Annotated in this window: 12 protein-coding genes and 1 pseudogene; 11 read left to right on the top strand and 2 right to left on the bottom strand. The window is 70.3% G+C overall.

Annotated features, from left to right (window positions below):
* Positions 1-193: 193 nt before the first annotated feature.
* From QMK34_RS14805 to QMK34_RS14755, 11 genes and pseudogenes are all read left to right on the top strand, one after another.
* Positions 194-1,510 carry a nucleotide sugar dehydrogenase gene (locus tag QMK34_RS14805; protein ID WP_326414507.1) on the top strand — a complete coding sequence of 439 codons (1,317 nt, stop codon included), beginning with the start codon at positions 194-196 and terminating at the stop codon, positions 1,508-1,510.
* Positions 1,491-2,681: a glycosyltransferase family 4 protein gene (locus QMK34_RS14800; RefSeq protein ID WP_326414506.1), complete on the top strand. Its 1,191-nt coding sequence runs from the start codon at positions 1,491-1,493 to the stop codon at positions 2,679-2,681. Before QMK34_RS14805 ends, QMK34_RS14800 begins: the two co-directional genes overlap by 20 nt.
* 184 nt (positions 2,682-2,865) lie before the next feature.
* On the top strand, positions 2,866-4,182 hold the full coding sequence (locus tag QMK34_RS14795; RefSeq protein ID WP_326414505.1) for an exopolysaccharide biosynthesis protein: 1,317 nt from the start codon (positions 2,866-2,868) through the stop codon (positions 4,180-4,182).
* Positions 4,179-6,044, top strand: coding sequence for a Wzz/FepE/Etk N-terminal domain-containing protein (locus tag QMK34_RS14790; protein ID WP_326414503.1), 1,866 nt, complete (start codon positions 4,179-4,181; stop codon positions 6,042-6,044). Before QMK34_RS14795 ends, QMK34_RS14790 begins: the two co-directional genes overlap by 4 nt.
* Before the next feature lie 47 nt (positions 6,045-6,091).
* Positions 6,092-8,023 (top strand): asparagine synthase (glutamine-hydrolyzing), encoded by a 1,932-nt coding sequence (gene asnB / locus QMK34_RS14785; RefSeq protein ID WP_326414502.1) that lies wholly within the window; start codon positions 6,092-6,094, stop codon positions 8,021-8,023.
* Positions 8,020-10,203 (top strand): bi-domain-containing oxidoreductase, encoded by a 2,184-nt coding sequence (locus tag QMK34_RS14780; protein WP_326414500.1) that lies wholly within the window; start codon positions 8,020-8,022, stop codon positions 10,201-10,203. The genes asnB and QMK34_RS14780 overlap by 4 nt, the downstream gene beginning before the upstream one ends.
* A pseudogene (locus QMK34_RS14775) lies at positions 10,203-12,083 on the top strand (alginate lyase family protein); the annotation flags it as partial. The gene QMK34_RS14780 and the pseudogene QMK34_RS14775, both read left to right, overlap by 1 nt.
* A 117-nt stretch (positions 12,084-12,200) precedes the next feature.
* Positions 12,201-13,736: a right-handed parallel beta-helix repeat-containing protein gene (locus tag QMK34_RS14770; protein ID WP_326414534.1), complete on the top strand. Its 1,536-nt coding sequence runs from the start codon at positions 12,201-12,203 to the stop codon at positions 13,734-13,736.
* Between the two features lies 1 nt (position 13,737).
* Complete coding sequence (locus tag QMK34_RS14765; protein ID WP_326414499.1) at positions 13,738-14,973, top strand: O-antigen ligase domain-containing protein; 1,236 nt, start codon at positions 13,738-13,740, stop codon at positions 14,971-14,973.
* Positions 14,970-16,172 carry a glycosyltransferase family 4 protein gene (locus tag QMK34_RS14760; protein ID WP_326414498.1) on the top strand — a complete coding sequence of 401 codons (1,203 nt, stop codon included), beginning with the start codon at positions 14,970-14,972 and terminating at the stop codon, positions 16,170-16,172. The genes QMK34_RS14765 and QMK34_RS14760 overlap by 4 nt, the downstream gene beginning before the upstream one ends.
* Positions 16,169-16,816 carry a phosphatase PAP2 family protein gene (locus QMK34_RS14755; RefSeq protein WP_326414497.1) on the top strand — a complete coding sequence of 216 codons (648 nt, stop codon included), beginning with the start codon at positions 16,169-16,171 and terminating at the stop codon, positions 16,814-16,816. The genes QMK34_RS14760 and QMK34_RS14755 overlap by 4 nt, the downstream gene beginning before the upstream one ends.
* Positions 16,817-16,920: 104 nt before the next feature.
* Here the strand turns inward: QMK34_RS14755 and QMK34_RS14750 are convergent, their stop codons facing one another.
* Together QMK34_RS14750 and QMK34_RS14745 are read right to left on the bottom strand one after the other, a co-directional pair.
* Positions 16,921-18,411 (bottom strand): right-handed parallel beta-helix repeat-containing protein, encoded by a 1,491-nt coding sequence (locus tag QMK34_RS14750; protein ID WP_326414495.1) that lies wholly within the window; start codon positions 18,409-18,411, stop codon positions 16,921-16,923.
* A gap of 136 nt (positions 18,412-18,547) precedes the next feature.
* Positions 18,548-19,867 carry a glutamate-1-semialdehyde 2,1-aminomutase gene (locus tag QMK34_RS14745; RefSeq protein WP_326414493.1) on the bottom strand — a complete coding sequence of 440 codons (1,320 nt, stop codon included), beginning with the start codon at positions 19,865-19,867 and terminating at the stop codon, positions 18,548-18,550.
* Positions 19,868-19,884: the final 17 nt, after the last annotated feature.

Genomic DNA, 19,884 nt, shown 5'->3' with positions numbered 1-19,884 from the left:
CGAGTTCCACATTCGCGGGCGTGGGCGGGCCGGGGACGGTGAGCCAGACCACAAGTCCGGGGCGAATCGACACTCAATTCTTACGCGGGATGTGTTGCGTTTTTCCGGTGTGGGTGCGTTCACGACGGGTGGTAACGAACGGCGGGTGGCCACCGACCAAGGGGTGCAGCAGAAAGCGCCTGGAGGTTATGTCGTGAGGATCAGCGTCTTCGGGCTCGGTTACGTGGGTTGTGTTTCCGCCGCGTGCCTGGCCGGCCAAGGGCATGAGGTCGTCGGGGTCGATGTCAACCCGGTGAAGATCGACCTCGTCCGCGATGGCAAGGCTCCCGTGGTCGAGGAGCGGATCGGCGAGTTGACCGCCGAGGTCGTCGCGTCCGGCGCGTTGCGCGCCACCACCGACGTCGCCGAAGCCGTCGCCGCGAGCGACATCTCGCTGGTCTGCGTCGGCACGCCGTCGGCGCCGAACGGCAGCCTGTCGACGGTCTACCTGGAGCGGGTCGCGGAGGAGATCGGGCACGCGCTCGCGCTCAAGGGCACGCGCCACACCGTCGTGTTCCGCAGCACCATGCTGCCGGGCACCTGCCTCGACCTGCTGGTTCCCATTCTCGAGAAGGCCTCGGGCGGGACGGCGGGCGCCGACTTCGGCGTCGCGGTGAACCCCGAGTTCCTGCGTGAGGGCACCAGCGTCCGCGACTTCTTCGACCCGCCCAAGACCGTCATCGGCGAGCTAGACGCGGCCAGCGGTGACGCCGTGGCCGCGCTGTACGAGGGCCTTCCTGGTGACGTCTTCCGCGTGCCGATCCCGGTCGCGGAGATGACCAAGTACGCCGACAACGCCTTCCACGGCTTGAAGATCGGCTTCGCCAACGAGCTCGGCTCGATCTGCCGCGCGCTCGGGCTCGACTCGCACAAGGTGATGGACGTCTTCCTCGCCGACCGCAAGCTCAACATCAGCCCCGCCTACCTGCGCCCCGGTTTCGCCTTCGGCGGCTCGTGCCTGCCCAAGGACCTCCGCGGGCTCGTGCACGCGGCGCACCGGGCGGACGTGTCGGTGCCGATCCTGTCGCATGTCCTGCCGTCCAACGACGATCACCTGCAGCGCGCGTTCGAGCTCGTCGCGAACACGGGGAAGCGGAAGATCGGGCTGTTCGGGCTTTCGTTCAAGCCCGGCACCGACGACCTGCGCGAGAGCCCGCTCGTCGAGCTCGCGGAACGGTTGCTGGGCAAGGGTTACGACCTGCGCATCTACGACGCCAACGTCAGCCTGTCGCGGCTGATGGGCGCCAACCGCGAGTACATTGAGGGCCGCTTGCCGCACCTCGGGCAGCTCCTCGCCGGTTCCATCGACGAGGTCCTCGACCACGCCGAAGTGTGTCTCGTCGGTTGCTCCGACCCGGACGTCCTGGCGGCGCTGCCGCGCGGCGGCGACCATCTGCTCATCGACCTTGTCCGGATGCCTGACGCGGAGACGCGGCGGCTTGAAGAAGGATATGTCGGCCTTGCCTGGTAAAAAAGCTCTGATCCTGGTCGAGAATCTTTCGGTGCCGTTCGACCGGCGGGTGTGGCAGGAATCCACGACGCTGCGCGACGCGGGCTGGGAGGTGCATGTCATCTGTCCACAAGGGACGAAGCGGGACACCGAGGCCGAAGTCGTCATCGACGGCGTCCACCTTCACCGCTACCCGCTGCGCGCGGCCACCGGCGGGCCCGCCGGGTATCTGCAGGAGTACGGCACGGCGCTGTGGCACACCGTCCGGCTGGCCCGCAAGATCGGCCGCGTCGACGTCGTGCACGCGTGCAACCCGCCGGACCTGCTGTTCCTGGTCGCCAGGATGCTCAAGCGCCAGGGCGCGAGGTTCGTCTTCGACCAGCACGACCTGTGCCCCGAGCTGTATCTGTCGCGCTTCGACCGCGGCCAGGACGCGCTGTACCGCGCGGTTTGCGCGCTGGAGCGGTCGACTTACCGCGCCGCCGACGTCGTCATCTCGACGAACGAGAGCTACCGCCAGGTCGCGCTGATCCGCGGCGGCATGGCGCCCGAGGACGTCTTCGTGGTGCGCAGCGCCCCGATCATCGAGCGGTTCAAGCAGGTCCCGGCCGAGCCCGCGCTCAAGGGCGGCAAGCCGCACCTGCTCTGCTACCTCGGCGTGATGGGCCCGCAGGACGGCGTCGACTACGCGCTGCGCGCGCTCGCTTCGCTGCGTGACGACCTCGGCCGGACGGACTGGCACGCGGTGTTCGTCGGCTCCGGGGACGCTTTCGACGACATGGTCGCGCTGTCGCACCGGCTGAAGCTCGGCGACCAGGTCGAGTTCACCGGCCGGGTCTCCGACGAGGACCTGGTGCGCTACCTGTCCGCGGCCGACGTCTGCCTGGCGCCGGACCCGCTGAACCCGCTCAACGACGTGTCGACCATGAACAAGATCATGGAGTACATGGCGATGAGCAAGCCGATCGTCTCGTTCGACCTGCGCGAGGCGCGGGTTTCCGCCGGTGACGCCGCCGTCTACGCCACACCCAACGACGAGCCCGAGTTCGCCGGGCTGATCGCGCGCCTGCTCGACGACCCGGAGGAGCGCGAGCGGATGGGCAAGCTCGGCCAGGAGCGGGTCAGCGGCCCGCTGGCCTGGGAGAACTCCCAGCGGGCCCTGCTCGCCGCCTACGCCAGGGCGCTCGGCTGATCGAGGAGATCGTCGAGGAGATCACAGTCGCTTTTTGAACAAGACTGGGGTTTTCCTGTAACCAACGGCCTGGGCGCTACGACGGGTTGGGTGATACCCGCCGACGGCAGCGCCCGGCACCGATGGCTACTTCAGTTCACGATGGGAGACCCCGGCGTTGAGTGACGATACGGTGCGTCTGTCCATGGTGGGGCAGGTTCTGCGCAGACGCTGGCGGACGCTCGCCGTGCTGGTCGTGGTGGGTGCCGCGGTCGGCGCCGGCGCCGGGTTGCTGCTCGGGCCGGGGTATTCGACCACCGCGAGCGTGCTGCTGCAGGGCCCGCGGCAGCCGGACGAGCTGCTGACCCAGGCCCAGGTCGCGACGAGTTCGGTGGTGCTCGACCGCGCGGCCGCCGAGCTCGGCTGGCAGATCAGCGGCGCGGACCTGCTGAAATCGGTGACCGCGTCGGTGTCCGACGGGAACGTGGTCAAGATCGGGGCGTCCGCGAACACCGCCGAGCGCGCGCAGCAGCTCGCGAACCAGGTGGCGCAGGACTTCGTCAAGTACTCGACCCAGCTGCTCAGCAACAGCACCGACTCCGCGGCCCAGCTGGCGCAGGGGCAGCGCGACGCGCTCCGCCAGCAGGTCACCCAGACCAACCAGCGGATCACCGACCTGTCCCGGTCGGTGGCGGACGGCGAGACGGTGGAAAGCGTGCAGGCGCGCACCGCGCTCCAGGCGCTGCGGACCTCGCTCGAACAGGCGATGAACAACCTGAACGCCGCCGACGCGGCCAGCGGCCAGGGCAACATGGTCGTGATGGGCTCGGCCGAACGCCCGCTGAGCGCCGCTTCGCCGACGCTAGTCGAGTTCATCGGCGGCGGCGCGCTGCTGTTCTTCCTGATCGGCCTGCTGGGGCACCTGTTCGTGGCCCGCACCGACCGGCGGCTGCGCGAGGAGGACGAGATCGGCGCGGCGCTCGGCTCGGTCGTGCTCGCCGACATCGAGGTGCCGGACGTCCCGCCAGCCGTGGCCGCGACCGGACTGTTCGCGCGGGTGCGGCGGCTGGTGGGCGAAGACCGCCCGTGGTACCTGCCCGAGGTGCGGGTGTCCGCCGAAGAGCTCGTTTCCGACCTTCGCTACCGGCGGGTGCTGGCCAGGCTCGGCGGTTCGTCGCGGCTGCTCCTGCTGGTCGTCGCCGGGGACACCGCCGCGCGCGGCGTCGCCGACCGGCTGATCGACCTCGCCGGGCGGGGCGGCCCGCTGCTCGAAGTGGCCGAGATCGCCGCGGACCGGCCGATCGTGCCGGATCCCCGAGGGGAGTCCGGGGTGCTCGTCGTACTCGCCGCGCGCAGCCGGACGGCGTGGGAACTGGTCGCCATCGCCGAGGCCTGCTCCGACGCGGGCCAGCCGGTCGTGGGCGCCATCCTCACCCGGCCGGTCCGGCTGGCCGGTAAACCCGCCAAAGGCGCCGGAGCCCCGGCATCCGAGGACCACGACGTGATGGCAGGTTCAGCGTGACGAGCACCGACGCGGCCGTGGCCGAGAGCCACCTCATCGACGTCCAGCGGCTCGTCGTCGCGATCCGCCGACGTCGCAGGCTGTGGCTGTCGATGGCCCTGCTGGGCCTGATCATGGGCGGCCTGCTCGCCGTCTTCCTGCCCTCGCCGCCGATCGCCGTGGCGAAGCTGCTGGTCGTGCACCAGGACGACTCGCCGACCGACGCCGGGACCCTGATGCGCACCGACGTCGCGGTGCTGCAGACCACCCAGATCGCGGGCGCCGCGCTCAAGACCCTCAGCAGCACCCAGCCGCCCGAGGACTTCCTGAAGGACGTCACCGCGCTGGGCCTGACGAACAACATGATGCAGGTTTCGGTCAAGGGGACCAGCAACGCCGACGCGATCGCCCGCGCGCAGGCCCTGTCCGACGCCTTCATCGCCGACCACGTGCAGCGCAACCAGGCGGTCGCGGCCGCGCAGGCGAAGGCGCTGCTCGACCAGCGGAACAAGGCGCAGGGCGACCTCGCGCAGGTGGACGCCTCGATCGCCACCGAATCGGCCAAGAACAAGGCCCAGCAGAACCCGATCGAGCTCGAATCGCTCTACACCCGCCGCGCCGCGCTCACCGCGCAGATCTCGGACTTCGAGGGCCGCGCGCAGCAGGCCGGGGTTGGCACCCCGCAGGTCGCGGCGGGCACGCAGATCGTCGACGCGCCGCGCGTGACGCCGCGGTCGCTGCTCAAGGCCGGTGCCACCGACGGCGGGATCGGGCTCGCGCTCGGGCTCGCACTGGGACTCGCGCTGGCCGCCGTCACCGGCGTCGTCCGGGACCGGCCGGTCCTGCGGCGCGAGGTCTCCGCGAACCTCGGCGCCTCGGTGATCGCCCAGCTTTCCCAGCCGCGACGCGGCCCGTCCCGGCCGTGGCGGCGCTCGCGCGGCGTGACCGATCGCAAGCGGGTCGCGACGACACTGGTCCGCGCCGTGCGCGCGGATCGGGGTTCGGTTTCGCTGCTGGAGCTCGAAGCGCCGGGGGTCGCGGCCGCGCTCGCGGTGGACCTCGCCACGGAACTCGCCGCGACCGGTCCGGTCGTGCTCATCGACGACCTCGCCGGTGACGCCGTACGCAAGCTCGCGGCCGACGGCCCCCTGCGGGTCGTCGGGGGCAGCGACCTGACGCCGGGTGATCCCGCCGAGCGCCGGATCGGGGTCGGCTCGGTCGCGCCGGGGACGGCGTGGACGGACCTTTCGCACCTCGGCACCGAGACCGTGCTCGTCGTGCGCGCGGGCCGGGCGAGCACGCTGTGGCTGCACACCGTCGCGCGGCAGCTGGCCGACAGCGGGATCCCGATCATCGGCATCGTGCTGGTGGATCCGGACCCGCGCGACAAGTCCGACGGCACGCTCTGGGACGGCCTGCACACCGCGTTGCGCGGCCGGGCCGGTTCGGCGCCTCGGCCGGTACGTGTCGTCGAAGGAGTTGCCGAAACACCGGTCGAAACGCCAGTCGTCGAGCTGCCCGTCGAGCTGCCCGTCGAGGAGGTCGCGCCGCGGCGGCCCGCCGTTCCCGCCGTGCCCGCTTACGTCGACGCGCCGACCCGGCGGTTCGCGCCGATCCCGGTCGCCAAGCCGAAGCCGAAGGTCAACGGCTACCTCCCGGCCAACGGGACGCTCGCCGCCAACGGCAACGGCCGGACCTCGCCGGAACCCGCCGCCGCGCCGGAAAAGGCTCCGGAAAAGCACGAGCACCCGGCCAAACGGCCGACCCCGTTCAAACGGGACAGCGACCACCCCAGCGACCACACCAGTGACCACTCCAATGAGTTGCCGACCAAGCAGTTCGCCCCGGTCCACCCCGCCGAGGACAACGTGGAAGCGCTATGACCGTCTCGCCGTCCTGCCGTCTCGAACACTGAAGGGGAGCCAAGCGCATGTGCGGTATCGCGGGTGCCTACTGCTGGCCGGACGGTGGTCCGCTCACCGACCGCCTCACCAAGACGCTGGCCCATCGCGGGCCGGACGGCTCCGGCCGGTACGACCATCGCGCCGGGGACGGCGAGGTCCACTTAGGACACCGCAGGCTGTCGATCATCGACCTGTCGGAGACCGGCGCGCAGCCGATGGTCGCCGACGGCCTCGCACTGACCTACAACGGCGAGCTCTACAACGCGCCGGAACTGCGCGGGGAGCTCGAATCCGCCGGGGTGCGCTTCCGTGGCACCTCCGACACCGAGGTCGTACTCCAGGCCTGGCGGCGCTGGGGCACCGGCTGCCTGGCGCGGCTGCGCGGGATGTTCGCGTTCGGGGTGTTCGACGAGCGGACCGGTGAGCTGACGCTGGTGCGGGACCAGCTGGGCATCAAGCCGCTGTTCTTCGTCCGCCGCGGCAAGGGCGTCGTGTTCGCGTCCGAGCTCAAGGCGCTCGCCGGTGAGCTCGGCGGCTCGCTGAAGATCGACGAGGCCGCATTGGTCGCTTCCCTGCTCTATTACTGGGTTCCCGACGGCCGCTGCGCGTTCACCGAGGCCGAGAAGCTGCGGCCGGGCACCTGGGCCCGGTTCTGCCCGGACGGCCAGGTCGAGCGCGGCACCTTCTGGTCGCTGCGCCAGGTCGCCGAAGAGGGCGCCGCGTACGAGGGCGAGTTCGATCTCAACGAGGTCATCACCGAGTCGACGAACAAGCACCTCCTGTCCGACGTCCCGGTCGCGACCTTCCTCTCCGGCGGCCTCGACTCCAGCTACCTGACCGCGCTCGCCGCGCGTCAGCAGCCCGGGATCTCCGCGTACACCATCGGTTTCCGCGCCGAGGACGCCAAGTTCGAGGCGATGCCCGACGACCTCAAGTACGCGCGCCAGGTGGCCGCGAAGTTCGGCGTCGACCTGCACGAGATCGAGATCGCGCCGCAGGTCCTGGACCTGCTGCCGCGGATGACCTACGCCCTCGACGAGCCGATCGGCGACCCCGCGGCCATCAACACCTTCCTGATCTGCTTGGCCGCGCGCGAGGCCGGGGTCAAGGTGATGCTGTCCGGGATGGGCGCCGACGAGCTGTTCGCCGGGTACCGCAAGCACCTCGCGAACCTCCTCGCCGTGCGCTACCAGGGTGTGCCGGGCCTGGTGCGACGCCCGGTCGAGTCCCTTGTGGACAGACTGCCGGTGGCGACGTCGAAGCGCGGGTTCCGATCGGTGCGGTTCGCGAAGCGGTTCCTGTCCTTCGCCGGCTTGCCGGAGGAGACCGCGTTCCGCCGCAGCTACACGATGTACGACCAGCAGGAGCTGCTCGGGCTGCTCAATCCCGACCTCGCCGGGACCGTCGACGACGTGCTGACCGAGCACGCCGACACCTACCACGACAACCAGTTGACCGACTTCGTCAACCGCATGTGCCTCCAGGATTCCCGGATGTTCCTGCCGGGCCTCAACCTCGCGTACACCGACCGGTCGAGCATGGCCGCGTCGACCGAGGTGCGGACGCCGTTCGTCGACGTCGAGGTCGTCAAGGCCGCGTTCCGGATCCCCGGTGACCAGAAGATCGTCGGCCGCAAGGGAAAGATGGCGCTGAAGCAGGCCGCGCTGTCGATCCTGCCCGAGGAGATCGTGCACCGGCCGAAGGGCCTGTTCAGCGCGCCGCTGCGGGCTTGGATGAGCCGCGACCTGGCACCGCTCGTGCGGGAGGTCGTCAACGAGGGCGTGCTCGTCCAGTCCGGTTTCCTGCGGCGCGAGGCGCTGCAGAAGCTCGTCGACGAGGACGCCTCGGGGCAGGAAGACCGCTCCAAGCACCTCTGGCACATCTTGACCCTCGAACACTGGTATCGCAGCGCCACCGCGGCCGGCGCGGGCCGGGCAGACAACCAAGGAGTGTCGTGAAGCAGGTAGTGCAGAACTACAAGAGCGGTGAACTGGCGCTCCTCGACGTACCGACGCCGGCGTGCAAGTCCGGCGGGGTGCTGGTCCGCACGCTGTACTCGCTGATCTCCACCGGCACCGAGATGATGAAGGTCTCCGAGGCCAGTCTTTCGCTGGTGGGCAAGGCACGCGCGCGGCCGGACCAGGTCGCGAAGGTCGTCCAGAGCGTGGCCACCAACGGCCTCGCCGCCACCTACCGCAAGGTGACCAACAAGCTCGACTCGTACACCCCACTGGGGTACTCCCTGTGTGGTGTCGTCGAGCAGGTGGGTGACGGGATCGAGGACGTCTCCGTCGGGGATCTCGTGGCCTGCGCTGGCAACGAGCACGCGCTGCACTCGGAACTGAACTGGGTGCCCAAGAACCTGTACTCGCGGGTGCCCGATGGCGTCGACCCGCGACACGCGGCTTTCGGCACGGTCGGCTCGATCGCGATGCAGGGCGTCCGGCGCGGGGAGCCGCAGCTCGGCGAGCTCGCGCTGGTCATCGGGCTGGGCCTGATCGGCCAGCTGGTCGTGCAGCTGCTGGTCGCCTCGGGCGTGCGCGTCGTCGGGGTCGACCTCGACCCGGCGCGCTGCGAGCTTGCCGAGCGGCTCGGGGCGCTGGTGTGCAGCCACCCCGGCTCCGGCGTGGTCGACACCGCGGTCGGTGAGCTCAGCTCCGGGCACGGCGTCGACCAGGTGTACCTCGCCTCGGGCGGCAGTTCCAACGAGCCCGTCGAGCTGGCCGCGAAGCTGGCGCGCGACCGCGGCCGGGTCGTCGACATCGGCAAGTGCTCGCTCAACCTGCCGTGGAACGCCTACTACGAAAAGGAACTCGACGTCCGGTTCTCACGGTCGTACGGGCCGGGCCGCTACGACCCGTCCTACGAGCTGGAGGGCAAGGACTACCCCATCGGCCAGGTCCGCTGGACCGAGCGGCGCAACCTGGAATGCGTGCTCGACCTGGTCGCGCGCGGCCGGGTCGACTTTGAGCCGCTGATCTCGCACGTCGCCGAGTTCTCCACCGCCGTCGACACCTACCAGCGGCTCAACGCCGGTGAGCTCAAGGCCGTCGCGGTGCTGTTCAGCTACCCCGGTAGCGAAGCGCCGACGCTCGAGCCGGTCGTCACTTCGGCGCCGGTGGTGCTTTCGCAGCAGGCGAAGGTCTCGCCGCGGCTCGCCACCGTGCGCGCGGCGTTCGTCGGCGCGGGCAACTACGCGTCGTCGATGCTGCTGCCGCACCTGGCCGAACGGTCCGATGTGGAGCTTCGCCGCGTGGTCACGACGTCGGCGCTTTCGGGCGCCAACGCCAAGCGCAAGTTCGGCTTCGCCGAGGCGTCCACCGACCTCGACGCCACCTTGGCGGACCCGTCGATCGACGCGATCTTCGTCGTCACCCGGCACAGCTCGCACGCGGCTCTGACGCGCCGGGCGCTGCTCGCGGGCAAGGCCGTGTTCGTCGAGAAACCCCTTGCGCTGTCGGAAGAAGAGCTCTCCAGCGTGCTGTCGGCGATCGAGGAGTCCGGCAACGACCGGCTGCAGGTCGGCTTCAACCGCCGCTTCGCGCCGCTGTTGCTCGAAGCCAAGGAGCAGTTCGGCCAGCGGGTCGCGCCCGCGTCGGTCCGGTACCTGGTCAACGCCGGGAAACTCGACGGCGGCAGCTGGTACAACCAGCAGGACACCGAGGGTTCGCGCTTCGCCGGGGAGGGCGGGCACTTCATCGACACCGTCAGCTGGCTGCTCGACGGCGACCCGACCTCGGTCTACGCCTGCTCGACGCCGGGACAGGACGACCTGCAGATCGTCCTGCGCTACCCGGACGGCTCCACCGCCACGGTCACCTACGCGACCAGCGGCGCCAGCGGCTTCCCGAAGGAGACCCTGGACGTCGTCGCCGACGGCAAGGTCCTGAAGTTCGACGACTTCGTGCGCGCCACGGTGTACGGCCGCAAGAAGTGGGCCAGCTCGCGGATCCCGCGCGGGCGGGACAAGGGCCAGTGCGCCGAGCTCGGCGCGTTCGTCGACGCGGTCAAGTCCGGCGGCCCGATGCCGGTGCCGCTCGACTCGCTGGTCGCGACCACCCTCGCCACGCTCGCGGTTTCGCGCAGCCTGGCCTCGGGGGTGCCGGTCCGGCTCGCGCCGGGCGAGGTGCGCGCGTAATGGACCCCGCCTGGTACCTGCGGAGGCTGTCCCGGATGGGGCCAGCCGAGATCACCGGCCGTGCCACCGACGTGGTGCGGAAACGGCGCTGGCGCGGGCTTTCCCCCGAGCGGACGACGGTGTGGCTGCCGCGGCGGCAGTTCAAGACCGGGCTGTCCGCGGAGGCCCTCGCCTCGGTTTCCGAGGAGTCAAGGGCGAGCCTGCTCGACACCGCGGACCGGCTGATGGACGGCCACGGCGAGTACTTCGGCGTCGAGCGGCACGACCTGGCCGAGCCGGACTGGCAGTACGATCCGAAGACCGGGCGCCGCGCTCCCGACGACGTCTACGCCTTCGACATCGCCTACCGCAGCGAGGAAACCGTCGGGGACATCAAGCAGATCTGGGAGCCGTCACGACACCAGCACCTCACCGTGCTGGCGGCGGCGTACGCGCTGACCGGCGACGAGCGGTACGCCGTCCGGGTGGCCGAACACCTGAAGTCCTGGTGGAGCGCCAATCCGCCGCTGCGCAGCGTGCACTGGGTCAGCGGCATCGAGCTGGGCATCCGGCTGCTGTCCTGGGTCTGGGTCCGGCGGCTGCTCGACGGCTGGGCTGGCGCGTCCGGCCTGTTCGAGGACAATCCCGTGGCGCTGCACCAGATCTGGTTCCACCAGCGCTGGCTGGCCGGGTTCCCCAGCCGGGGTTCCTCGGCCAACAACCACGTCATCGCCGAGACCGCCGGGCAGGTCGCCGCCGCCGCGGCCTTCCCGTGGTTCCCCCAGTCGCCGCGCTGGGGCGCCGCGGCCCTGCGCTCGCTGGACGAGCAGCTGCACGCCAACACTTTCGACTCCGGGCTCAACCGGGAACTCGCCACCGAGTACCACGGCCTGGTGCTGGAGCTCGGCCTCGCCGCCGCATTGGAGGCGAACGCCGCCGGGGTGCCGGTGCCGCACTCGACCTGGCTGGTGCTGCGCCGGATGACCGACGCTCTCGCGTCCATTGTGGACACTGAGCTGAGGCCGCCCCGCCAGGGTGACGCCGACGACGGGTACGGACTCGTCGTCGACGGTGCGGCCACCAGCCGCTGGGCCTCGCTGCTGGCCAGTGGAGAGGCGCTGTTCGGACGGCAGGACTGGTGGCCGAAGGTGCAGGGCGGTGACGTCCGCACCGCGTTGTTCGGCGCCCTCGGCCCGGCGCCGCGGCTGCGGGAAAGCCGCCCGTCCGCCCGTCAGGACCACTTCGCCGACGCCGGGATGACGATCCTGCGGACCGCGCCGGGCGACTCCGGCGAGATCTGGGCGCGCTGCGACGGCGGGCCGCACGGCTTCCTGTCGATCGCGGCGCACGCCCACGCCGACGCGCTCGCCCTGGAGGTCCGCCACGACGGCGTCGACGTGCTCGCCGACCCGGGGACCTACTGCTACCACGGGCAACCGGAGTGGCGCTCGTACTTCCGGTCCACCCTCGGGCACAACACCCTGGAGCTCGACGGGCAGGACCAGTCGAAGACCGGCGGCCCGTTCCTGTGGACCCGCCACGCGCGCACGAAAGTGCTCTTCGCGAACGCGCCCCGCCGCTGGTCCGCGCAGCACGACGGCTACGCCCCGGCCGTCCACCGCCGCACGGCGGAGCTCGAAGGCGCGGCGCTCAAGATCGTCGACGAGCTCGACTGTGCGGTCGGCAGGCTCGCCCGGCTCGTGTTCCACCTCGGCCCCCGCGTCACCGCCGAGCTCGACGGCGCCACGGCCCGGCTGAGCTGGACCCACGGCGGCCGCCCGCGCGAGGCGTCGTTCGTCCTGCCCCCCGAGCTGACCTGGGAGGCCCACCGCGGCCGGGACGACCCGCCGCTGGGCTGGTACTCGGCCGGTTTCGGCCGCCGCGAACCCGCCACCACCCTGATCGGCACCGGCCTCCTCGGCGGCGCCACCCCGCTGACCACCCTGCTCACGTTCGACCCCCCAAACCCGCGACTCGTCGACGAGTTGCGGAAAGTAGTGCCAGGAGGAACACCTATCGTGACCGACACCGCCCGCCAGGGGAGAGGCCGCCGGCTCGCCGTGCTGTTCGGCGCGCTGGGCCTGCTCGCCGCGTGCTCGTCCGAACCGGGCGAGGACGCGGGCCCCGGCCCGGCGTCGTCCGCGGCCCCCGCCGGGCAGGCGGCGTCGGTGTGCGCGAAGCCCCCCGCGGGCCCCGCGACGGCCCCGGCGGGCGCGGTGACGGTCGACTCGGCGGTGCCGGGCGACCTGACGGTCAAGACCAAGGCGAGCCCGCCGGGCACGACGTTCTGGCTCAACCCCGGCACCCACCGGCTCGGCGACGACCGGTTCGACCAGGTCATCCCGACCGACGGCGACGTCTTCCTCGGCGCGCCGGGCGCGGTGCTGGATGGCCGGAAGGTCAACCAGTACGCGTTCACCGGGCACGCCAAGAACGTCAAGATCCAGTACCTGACCGTGCGGGGTTTCGCCGCGCCGCGCGACGAAGGCGTCGTCAACCACGACTCCGGCGAAGGCTGGATCCTGGAGCACAACCTGATCCAGGCCAACGACGGCGCCGGGATGATGGCGGGCGCGCATCAGCAGGTCCGCGCCAACTGCCTGCGCAAGAACGGCCAGTACGGGATGAACGCCTTCGCCGAGGGCAACACCATCACCGGCCTCGTCGTCGAGGGCAACGAGATCACCGGCAACAACACCGGCGACTGGGAACGCAAGGTCGACGGCTGCGGCTGCACCGGCGGGATCAAGTTCTGGTCGGTCAACGGCGCCGACGTCCGCGGCAACTGGGTGCACGACAACCGCGGCGTCGGGCTGTGGGCCGACACGAACAACAACGACTTCCTCATCGAGGGCAACCTCATCGAGGCCAACGACGGCGCCGCGATCGACTACGAGACCAGCTACAACGCCGTCATCTCGGGCAACACGATCCGCCGCAACAACTGGGTCGAGGGCAAGGCCTACGTCGACCGCGGCGACAGCTTCCCGCTCGCGACGATCTACCTCTCCGAGTCGGGCGGCGAGCCCCGGATCAAGGCGCGCACCGACAAACTGGAGATCTCCGGCAACGTCCTGCAGGACAACTGGTCCGGCATCACGCTGTGGGAGAACGCCGACCGGTTCTGCCACAGCCCCGCCAACACCTCCAGTGGCAGCTGCACGCGCCTGGTGACCGACGAGACCCAGTGCGCGCAGCCGGGCATCGCGAGCGGGCCGCTGCACGAGGACTGCCGCTGGAAGACCCAGCGCGTCGACATCCACCACAACCGGTTCCTGCTCGACCCCGCCGTCGTCGGCTGCCAGGAGACCTGCGCGCGGATGGGCCTGCTGTCGAATTTCGGCACGTACCCGGACTGGTCGCCGTACAAGGGGAGCGCCGTGCAGCAGGCGATCACCTCGAAGCAGGGCAACCGCTGGCACGACAACACCTACGGCGGCCCGTGGACGTTCATCGTCTACGAGACCAGCCGCATCCTCGGCATCGGCGAATGGCAGGGCCCGCCCTACCAGCAGGACGCGGGCAGCACGTATTCGCGGACCGGGGGTGGCTGAGATGGCCGAACTGACCGGCGTCCGGCCGGGATCGCCCGCCGGGGAGGTCACGGCCGGGCCGAAGACGCCCAAGCTGGTCGGGCTGGTCTGGGCGCTGCTGATCCTCAACACACTCGGGTCGACCGGCGCGAAGACGGTGATCCCGATCCCGCGCTCGGTCATCCAGCTCGTCACCATGGGCTCGCTGATGACCGCGTTCGCGGTGGCGCTCGCGCTCAACCCGCGGCTGCGCTTCCGCCCGAGTGCCTACCTGCTGCTGCTGAGCATGCTGCTGATGCTCAGCATCATCGCCAGCGCCGGGCTGGAAGGCGGGTACGGCGCGCTGTTCCGGTGTTTCCGGATGGGCATCTTCGTGTCCACGCTGTGGCTGCTGACCCGGTGGTGGGGCGCGAATCTGACGTTCGTCCGCCAGCACATCAAGGTGTACGGCGCCGTGCTCGTCACGGTCGCGATCGGACTGGTGGTCTCGCCGGGCAAGGCGATGCCGTTCGAGTACGGCGGCAGGCTCTCCGGCGCGGTCTGGCCGCTCACCCCGCCGCAGGTCGGGCAGTACGCCGCGGTGATCATCGGGCTCACCGCACTGCTCTGGATGGGCCGCGAGATCGACCGCCGCAGCGCGCTCATCATCATCGTCGGCTCGCTGGCTCTGCTGCTGCTGACCCACACCCGCACGGCCACCCTCGGCCTCGCCGCGGGACTGCTGGTCGCCGTCCTCTCGCTCACGATCACCAGCGCCCGCGCCCGCAAGGTGTTCGCCTCGACGCTGCTGGTCGTCGCGTTCGCCGTGGTGGTGCTCGGTTCCCTGCTGCAGGCGTGGTTCCTTCGCGGGCAGAGCACGGAGAACTTTTCGAGCCTCACCGGCCGCGCGAAGGTCTGGGACGCGCTGCTGTCCGCGCCGCGCACGGCGTTCGAGTACCTGTTCGGCGTCGGCCTGACGGACAAGTCGTACGACGGGCTGCCGATCGACAGCAGCTGGCTCGCGGTCTACCACGAGCAGGGCTACGTCGGCATCGCGATCGTCGCGGCGTTCCTGCTCGTGCTGGTCGTGGTCGCGGTGCTGCGGCCGCCGTCCCTGCACCGGGCGTGCGCGATCTTCCTGATCACGTACTGCCTGAGCGCGTCGTACACCGAAGCCGGGCTCGGCGACGCGTCCCCGTACCTGCTCCACCTGGCCGTGGCCGCCGGGCTGCTCGCCGCGCCGGTGGCGGGCAAGTCCAGGAAGGAAGCCTTTCTGTGAAGGTCCTAGTCGTCCACAACCGGTACCGGTCCGAGCAGCCGAGCGGCGAGAACAACGTCGTCGACCAGGAGGTCGCCCTGCTCGCCGACGGCGGCCACCGGGTCGGCCTGTTCGAGAAACGCAGCGACGACATAGCCCAGATGTCCTTGCCCCGCAAGGCGATCGTGCCACTTCAGGTACCGTGGAACCGCGCGGTGCGGGCCGAGTTCGGCGCCCGCCTGCGGGTGGACCGCCCCGACGTCGTGCACGTCCACAACACGTTCCCGCTGATCTCGCCGTCGGTGCTCGCCGCGTGCGCCGACGCGCGCGTGCCGGTGGTCGCGACGCTGCACAACTACACGATGGTCTGCCCGCCCGGCACGCTCTACCGTGACGGCCACGTCTGCACGGACTGCGTCGGTGGCAAGCCGGTGGCCGCGGTCCGGCACGGGTGTTACCGCGACTCGAAGCTCGCGACCGTCCCGATGGCGGCGAGCTTGGTCGCGAACCGCCGCCGCTGGTGGTCGGACGTGACGCGGTTCTTCTGTATCTCGGGCGCGCAGCGCGAGATCCTCGTCCGCGCCGGGATGCCGTCGGATCGGCTCGTGGTGAAGCACAATTTCGTCGCCGACCCGGGCGTGAGCCGCCTGGGGGAGGGGCAGCACCTGCTGTTCCTCGGCAGGCTCACCAAGGAAAAGGGCGTCGGCCTGCTGATGACGGCGTGGGACCGGCTCGCGGCCGCCGGCGGGCTCGGCCTGCCGCTGGTGCTCGCGGGCACCGGCCCGATGCAGGACGAGGTCGCCCGCTGGGCGGCCGGGCGCGAAGACGTCGAATACGCCGGGCTGTGCTCGAAGGAGCAGTGCCGGGAGCTGACCTCCCGTGCGGCGGCGGTGGTGGCGCCGTCGGCGTGGCTGGAGGCGTTCGGCCTGGTGGTGGTCGAGGCGATGGCCGCCGGCGTGCCGACGGTCGCGGCGGCTCACGGCGCGTTCACCGAGCTGGTGGAAGATGGGGTGACCGGCCTGCTGCACCGGCCGGACGACGCGGGCTCGCTCGCGGATCGCCTGCGCGAGATCGTGGCGGCCCCCGAGCGGAACCGGCAGCTGGGCGAGGCGGCGCGTCGCCGGTACGAGCGGGACTTCACCCCGGCTGTCGGGCTGGACCGCCTGATCACCGGCTACGAGGTCGCGGTAGCCGCATACGAGGGAGTGGCCGCTTCGTGAAGTCCGCAGTCAGGACGGCCCCACCGGCCATGCCTGCCGCGCTGCGCACACCGCTGCTCGTCCTGGCGGCTCTGGCCGCGGTAGTGCTCGCGGTGCTGGGAATCCTCTTCGCGGGCAAGTCGGCCCCGACGGCCTTCGACACCCCGCTGCTGCCCTCACCGGACGGCATCCCGGACCCCTGGTGGTACGTGGCCAGGGTGATCGACTTCTGCGGCGAACCCCTCGGCTCGGCCATCCTGCTGCTGGCGGTGGTCGCGGGCTGTTTGGCCCTGCGCCGGATCCGCACGGCCGTCCTCACCCTGGCGGGCGTGGGCCTGACGGTCGTCGTGACGACGGCCCTCAAGCCACTGGTGGGCCGCACGATCCACGGCGAGTTCCTCTCCTTCCCGAGCGGCCACACGGCCATGGCCACGGCACTGGCACTGGTCCTCGCCCTGGCAGCGGCCGACCACTTCGCCCTGACCCCCACCACCGGAACCCTCCTGTGCCTGACTTGCGCCCTGATCGCGGGCGCAGCGATGGCCTGGGCCCAAGTGGGCCTGGGAGCCCACTACCCGACAGACACAATCGGCGGCTTCTGCGCAGCCCTGGCCACAGTCCCCACCACAGCCCGAGCCCTAGACCACCTCGCCAACCGCCTCTAACCCCCCAGGCCCCGGCCTCCGCTTGACTGCCCCTGAAGGCCACCATGACGGCGTTAGACGCCGTCATGGTGGCCTTCAGGGGCAATCAGATCGGGGGTGGAGGGTTAGCAGGCGGGGGTTCCGCCGGTGAAGGAGCTGCAAGCGTCCTGTGAGTAGGGTGCTGCTTGCCACTGGGCGGCGGTCAGTGTCCGCGAGGTGTCGTGCGCGACGAACGTCCACGGGCCGCTGTACGTGTTCCCCCGGAAATGGTTGCCCTGCGAGGACGTAATGGCGTCCGAGACCCCGGCCCCCTTGTACGGGGACCACTCCGGGTAGCTCCCGAAGTTGGCCAGCACCGCCATCCGCCCGCAAAGCCCACCAGTACACCCGATCCGCCCAGGATCAAAAGAAAAAGTGTTCCCGTGAATATCCACCTGCTGCGTCTTCCACCGGCAATCGTCATACCGGGGCCGCGAGGCGATCGCAGGCTGCGCGCACGCCGAGGTCGGGCTCACGAGTTTCGTGCACGAGCCCGAAGACGTATTCGCGGGGCTGTTGCAGAACCGGTCGGCGTTCTCCCACAAGGTGATCCCGGACCAGTTGTCCTCGAAGGCATTGTCGTGAATGTCGATCTTGGCCGTCCGCGCCGGGACCCGCGACTCCCCGCCGGACTCCGAAAGATACAACGCCCCGACCGGGAAATTATCCCCCCGCCCGGCGAAATCCCGACCCATCTTCAGTGCGTTACGCCGAAAAGTATTCCCGGCAACCTCGAGATTGTAACTGATCTCGTAAAACAATCCTTCCGACTCGTTGTCCTCGATCAGATTGTCCTGCACGAGAAAGTCGTTGTCGTTCGTATCGGCCCACAACCCGGCGCCATGATTGTGGTGGATCCAGTTCCCCCGCACGTCGGCGCCGTTGACCGCCCAGAACTTCACCCCGCCACTGCACCCGCAGCCGGTGACCTTCTGTTCCCAGTCGTCGGTGTTGTTGCCCGAGATCTCGTTGCCCTCGACGACCAGCCCGGTGATCCCGTCCCCGGTGCGGTAGGCGTTCATCCCGTACTGCCCGTTGTTTCGCAGGCAGTTGGCCCGTACCTCCTGGCGGTCCCCGGCCATCATCGCCGCGCCTTTGTTGTCCTGGATGGTGTTGTGCTCGATCACCCAGTGCGCACCCGAGTCGTGGTTCACCACGCCCTGGTCCTGCAGCGCGGCGAAATGCTGGATGGTCAGGTTCCGGATCACCACGTCGGACGCCTCCTGCGTGAACGCCGCCCGGTTCACGCCCCGCCCGTCGAGCACCGCCCCCGGCGCCCCGAGGTAGACGTCGCGGTCCTTCGGCACAACCTGCCCGAACTCATCCGACCCGAGTGTGTGCGTACCCGGCCGAAGCCAGAATGTCGTCCCGGCCGGGCTGGCCTGCGTTTTGAGGTAGAGGTCGTTGTCCACACGGGAATCGACGACCACCGCGCCCGCGGGCGATGAAGCGTCGGCGGCGGGCTGGTGATCGCACACCGCGCCGGGCTTGACGTCGGCGGCCGCCGACGAGGCGAAGCCCACGGGAAGCAGCGCCGAAAACAGGAGGACCGCGAAAGCGGTGTGCGGTCTGAGCATGCGGACAATTTACGTCCGCCGCACCACTATCGACGTCACCCAGAAGCGTCGACCCCGCACTCTAAGGAGTTGTCCGACTGGCGCCCTATCCCGCAACTCGCCGACGAGACGGCGAGACGAGTTGCGAGCGGGAGAGTCAGGCGAACCGGCGGAACACGGGTTTCACCGAGCGGCCGCCGGTCCACGCCGTCGGGTCGCCGGAGTCCAGTGCCTTGCCGTACACGACGCAGGCCTGCGCGACGACGTCGACGGTGCGGTCGATGTCGGCGTCGGTCATCGCGCTACTGACCACAAAGGACGGTCCGATCACGCCGCCGCTGATCAGCTGGCGCAGGAACAGCGTCCGGTAGTCCTGCGACGGCTTCAGGTTGTGGTCCAGTGTCGCGAAGACCATGTTGCTCGCCCGGCCGCGCACGACGACGTGGTCGGCCAGCCCGGCCGCGGCCGTGACCGCCCGGACGCCGGTCGCGAGCCGCTCGCCGAGCGCGTGCAGCCGGGCCGTGATGCCCTCTTCCTCATACGTGTCCAGTACCGCCATCGCGGCCGCGAGCGCGTGGGTTTCCCCGCCGTGCGTCGTCGAGAGGATGAAGGCGCGCTCGCGCGAGTCGCGCAGGCCGCCCAATTCCATCAGCTCGCGCTTGCCCGCCAGCGCGGACACGGCGAACCCGTTGCCCAGTGCCTTGCCGAACGTCGACAGGTCCGGCGTGACGCCGTAAAGCCCCTGCGCGCCCGCCTCTGACCAGCGGAAACCGGTGATCATCTCGTCGAAGATCAGCACGACGCCGTACTTCGTCGCCAGCGCGCGAAGCCCGGCGAGGTACCCGGGAGGGGGCTCCTGCTGCGTCGCGGCTTCGAGGATCATGCAGGCGACGCGGCCCGAGTGCAGCCGCAGCATTTCCTCGGTGGCCGCCAGATCGCCGTACGGGAACGTCACGGTGAGGTCGTTGATCTCGCCGGGAATGCCCGCGGCCATCGCCGTGGTGCCGATGAACCAGTCGTCGGTGGAGAAGAACGCGTGGTCGTGGCAGATCGCCACGAGCGGCCGGTTCGTGGCGGCGCGCGCGAGCCGGACGGCCGCGGTCGTCGCGTCCGAACCGTTCTTCGCGAACTTGACCATCTCGGCCGTGGTCACCGTCGCGAGGAACCGTTCCGCCGCGTCAGCCTCCACAATGGACGGACGGACGAAGTTGCCGCCGCGGTCGATCTCCCGCTTGACCGCCTCGACGACCCGCGGGTGCGCGTGCCCGAGGCTGACCGACCGGAGCCCGGAGCCGTACTCGAGGTAGGAGTTCCCGTCGACGTCCCAGACGTGCGCGCCGCTGCCGTGGGAGATCACCGGGGCCATGTTCTCGGGGTACTGGTCGTCACCCTTGGCGTAGGTGTGCGCGCCGCCGGGGATCATGGCGTGCAGTCGCTTGCTGGCCTGGTTGGACAGTGGCAACGGCGGTTGCTCCATGATTTCTACCTCCCAGA

It is taken from the genome of Amycolatopsis sp. H20-H5 (genome assembly GCF_035828755.1).
Taxonomy (GTDB): Bacteria; Actinomycetota; Actinomycetes; order Mycobacteriales; family Pseudonocardiaceae; genus Amycolatopsis.
The sequence above is the reverse complement of the archived record's forward strand: the minus strand, read 5'-3'. Positions and strand labels throughout refer to the sequence as shown.

Excerpts from the sequence above, each read along its gene's own strand:
- QMK34_RS14800 (WP_326414506.1), top strand. The coding sequence starts at position 1,491 with ATGTCGGCCTTGCCTGGTAAAAAAGCTCTGATCCTGGTCGAGAATCTT.
- QMK34_RS14795 (WP_326414505.1), top strand. The coding sequence starts at position 2,866 with ATGGTGGGGCAGGTTCTGCGCAGACGCTGGCGGACGCTCGCCGTGCTG.
- asnB (WP_326414502.1), top strand. The coding sequence starts at position 6,092 with ATGTGCGGTATCGCGGGTGCCTACTGCTGGCCGGACGGTGGTCCGCTC.
- QMK34_RS14765 (WP_326414499.1), top strand. The coding sequence starts at position 13,738 with ATGGCCGAACTGACCGGCGTCCGGCCGGGATCGCCCGCCGGGGAGGTC.
- QMK34_RS14750 (WP_326414495.1), bottom strand. The coding sequence starts at position 18,411 with ATGCTCAGACCGCACACCGCTTTCGCGGTCCTCCTGTTTTCGGCGCTG.
- QMK34_RS14745 (WP_326414493.1), bottom strand. The coding sequence starts at position 19,867 with ATGGAGCAACCGCCGTTGCCACTGTCCAACCAGGCCAGCAAGCGACTG.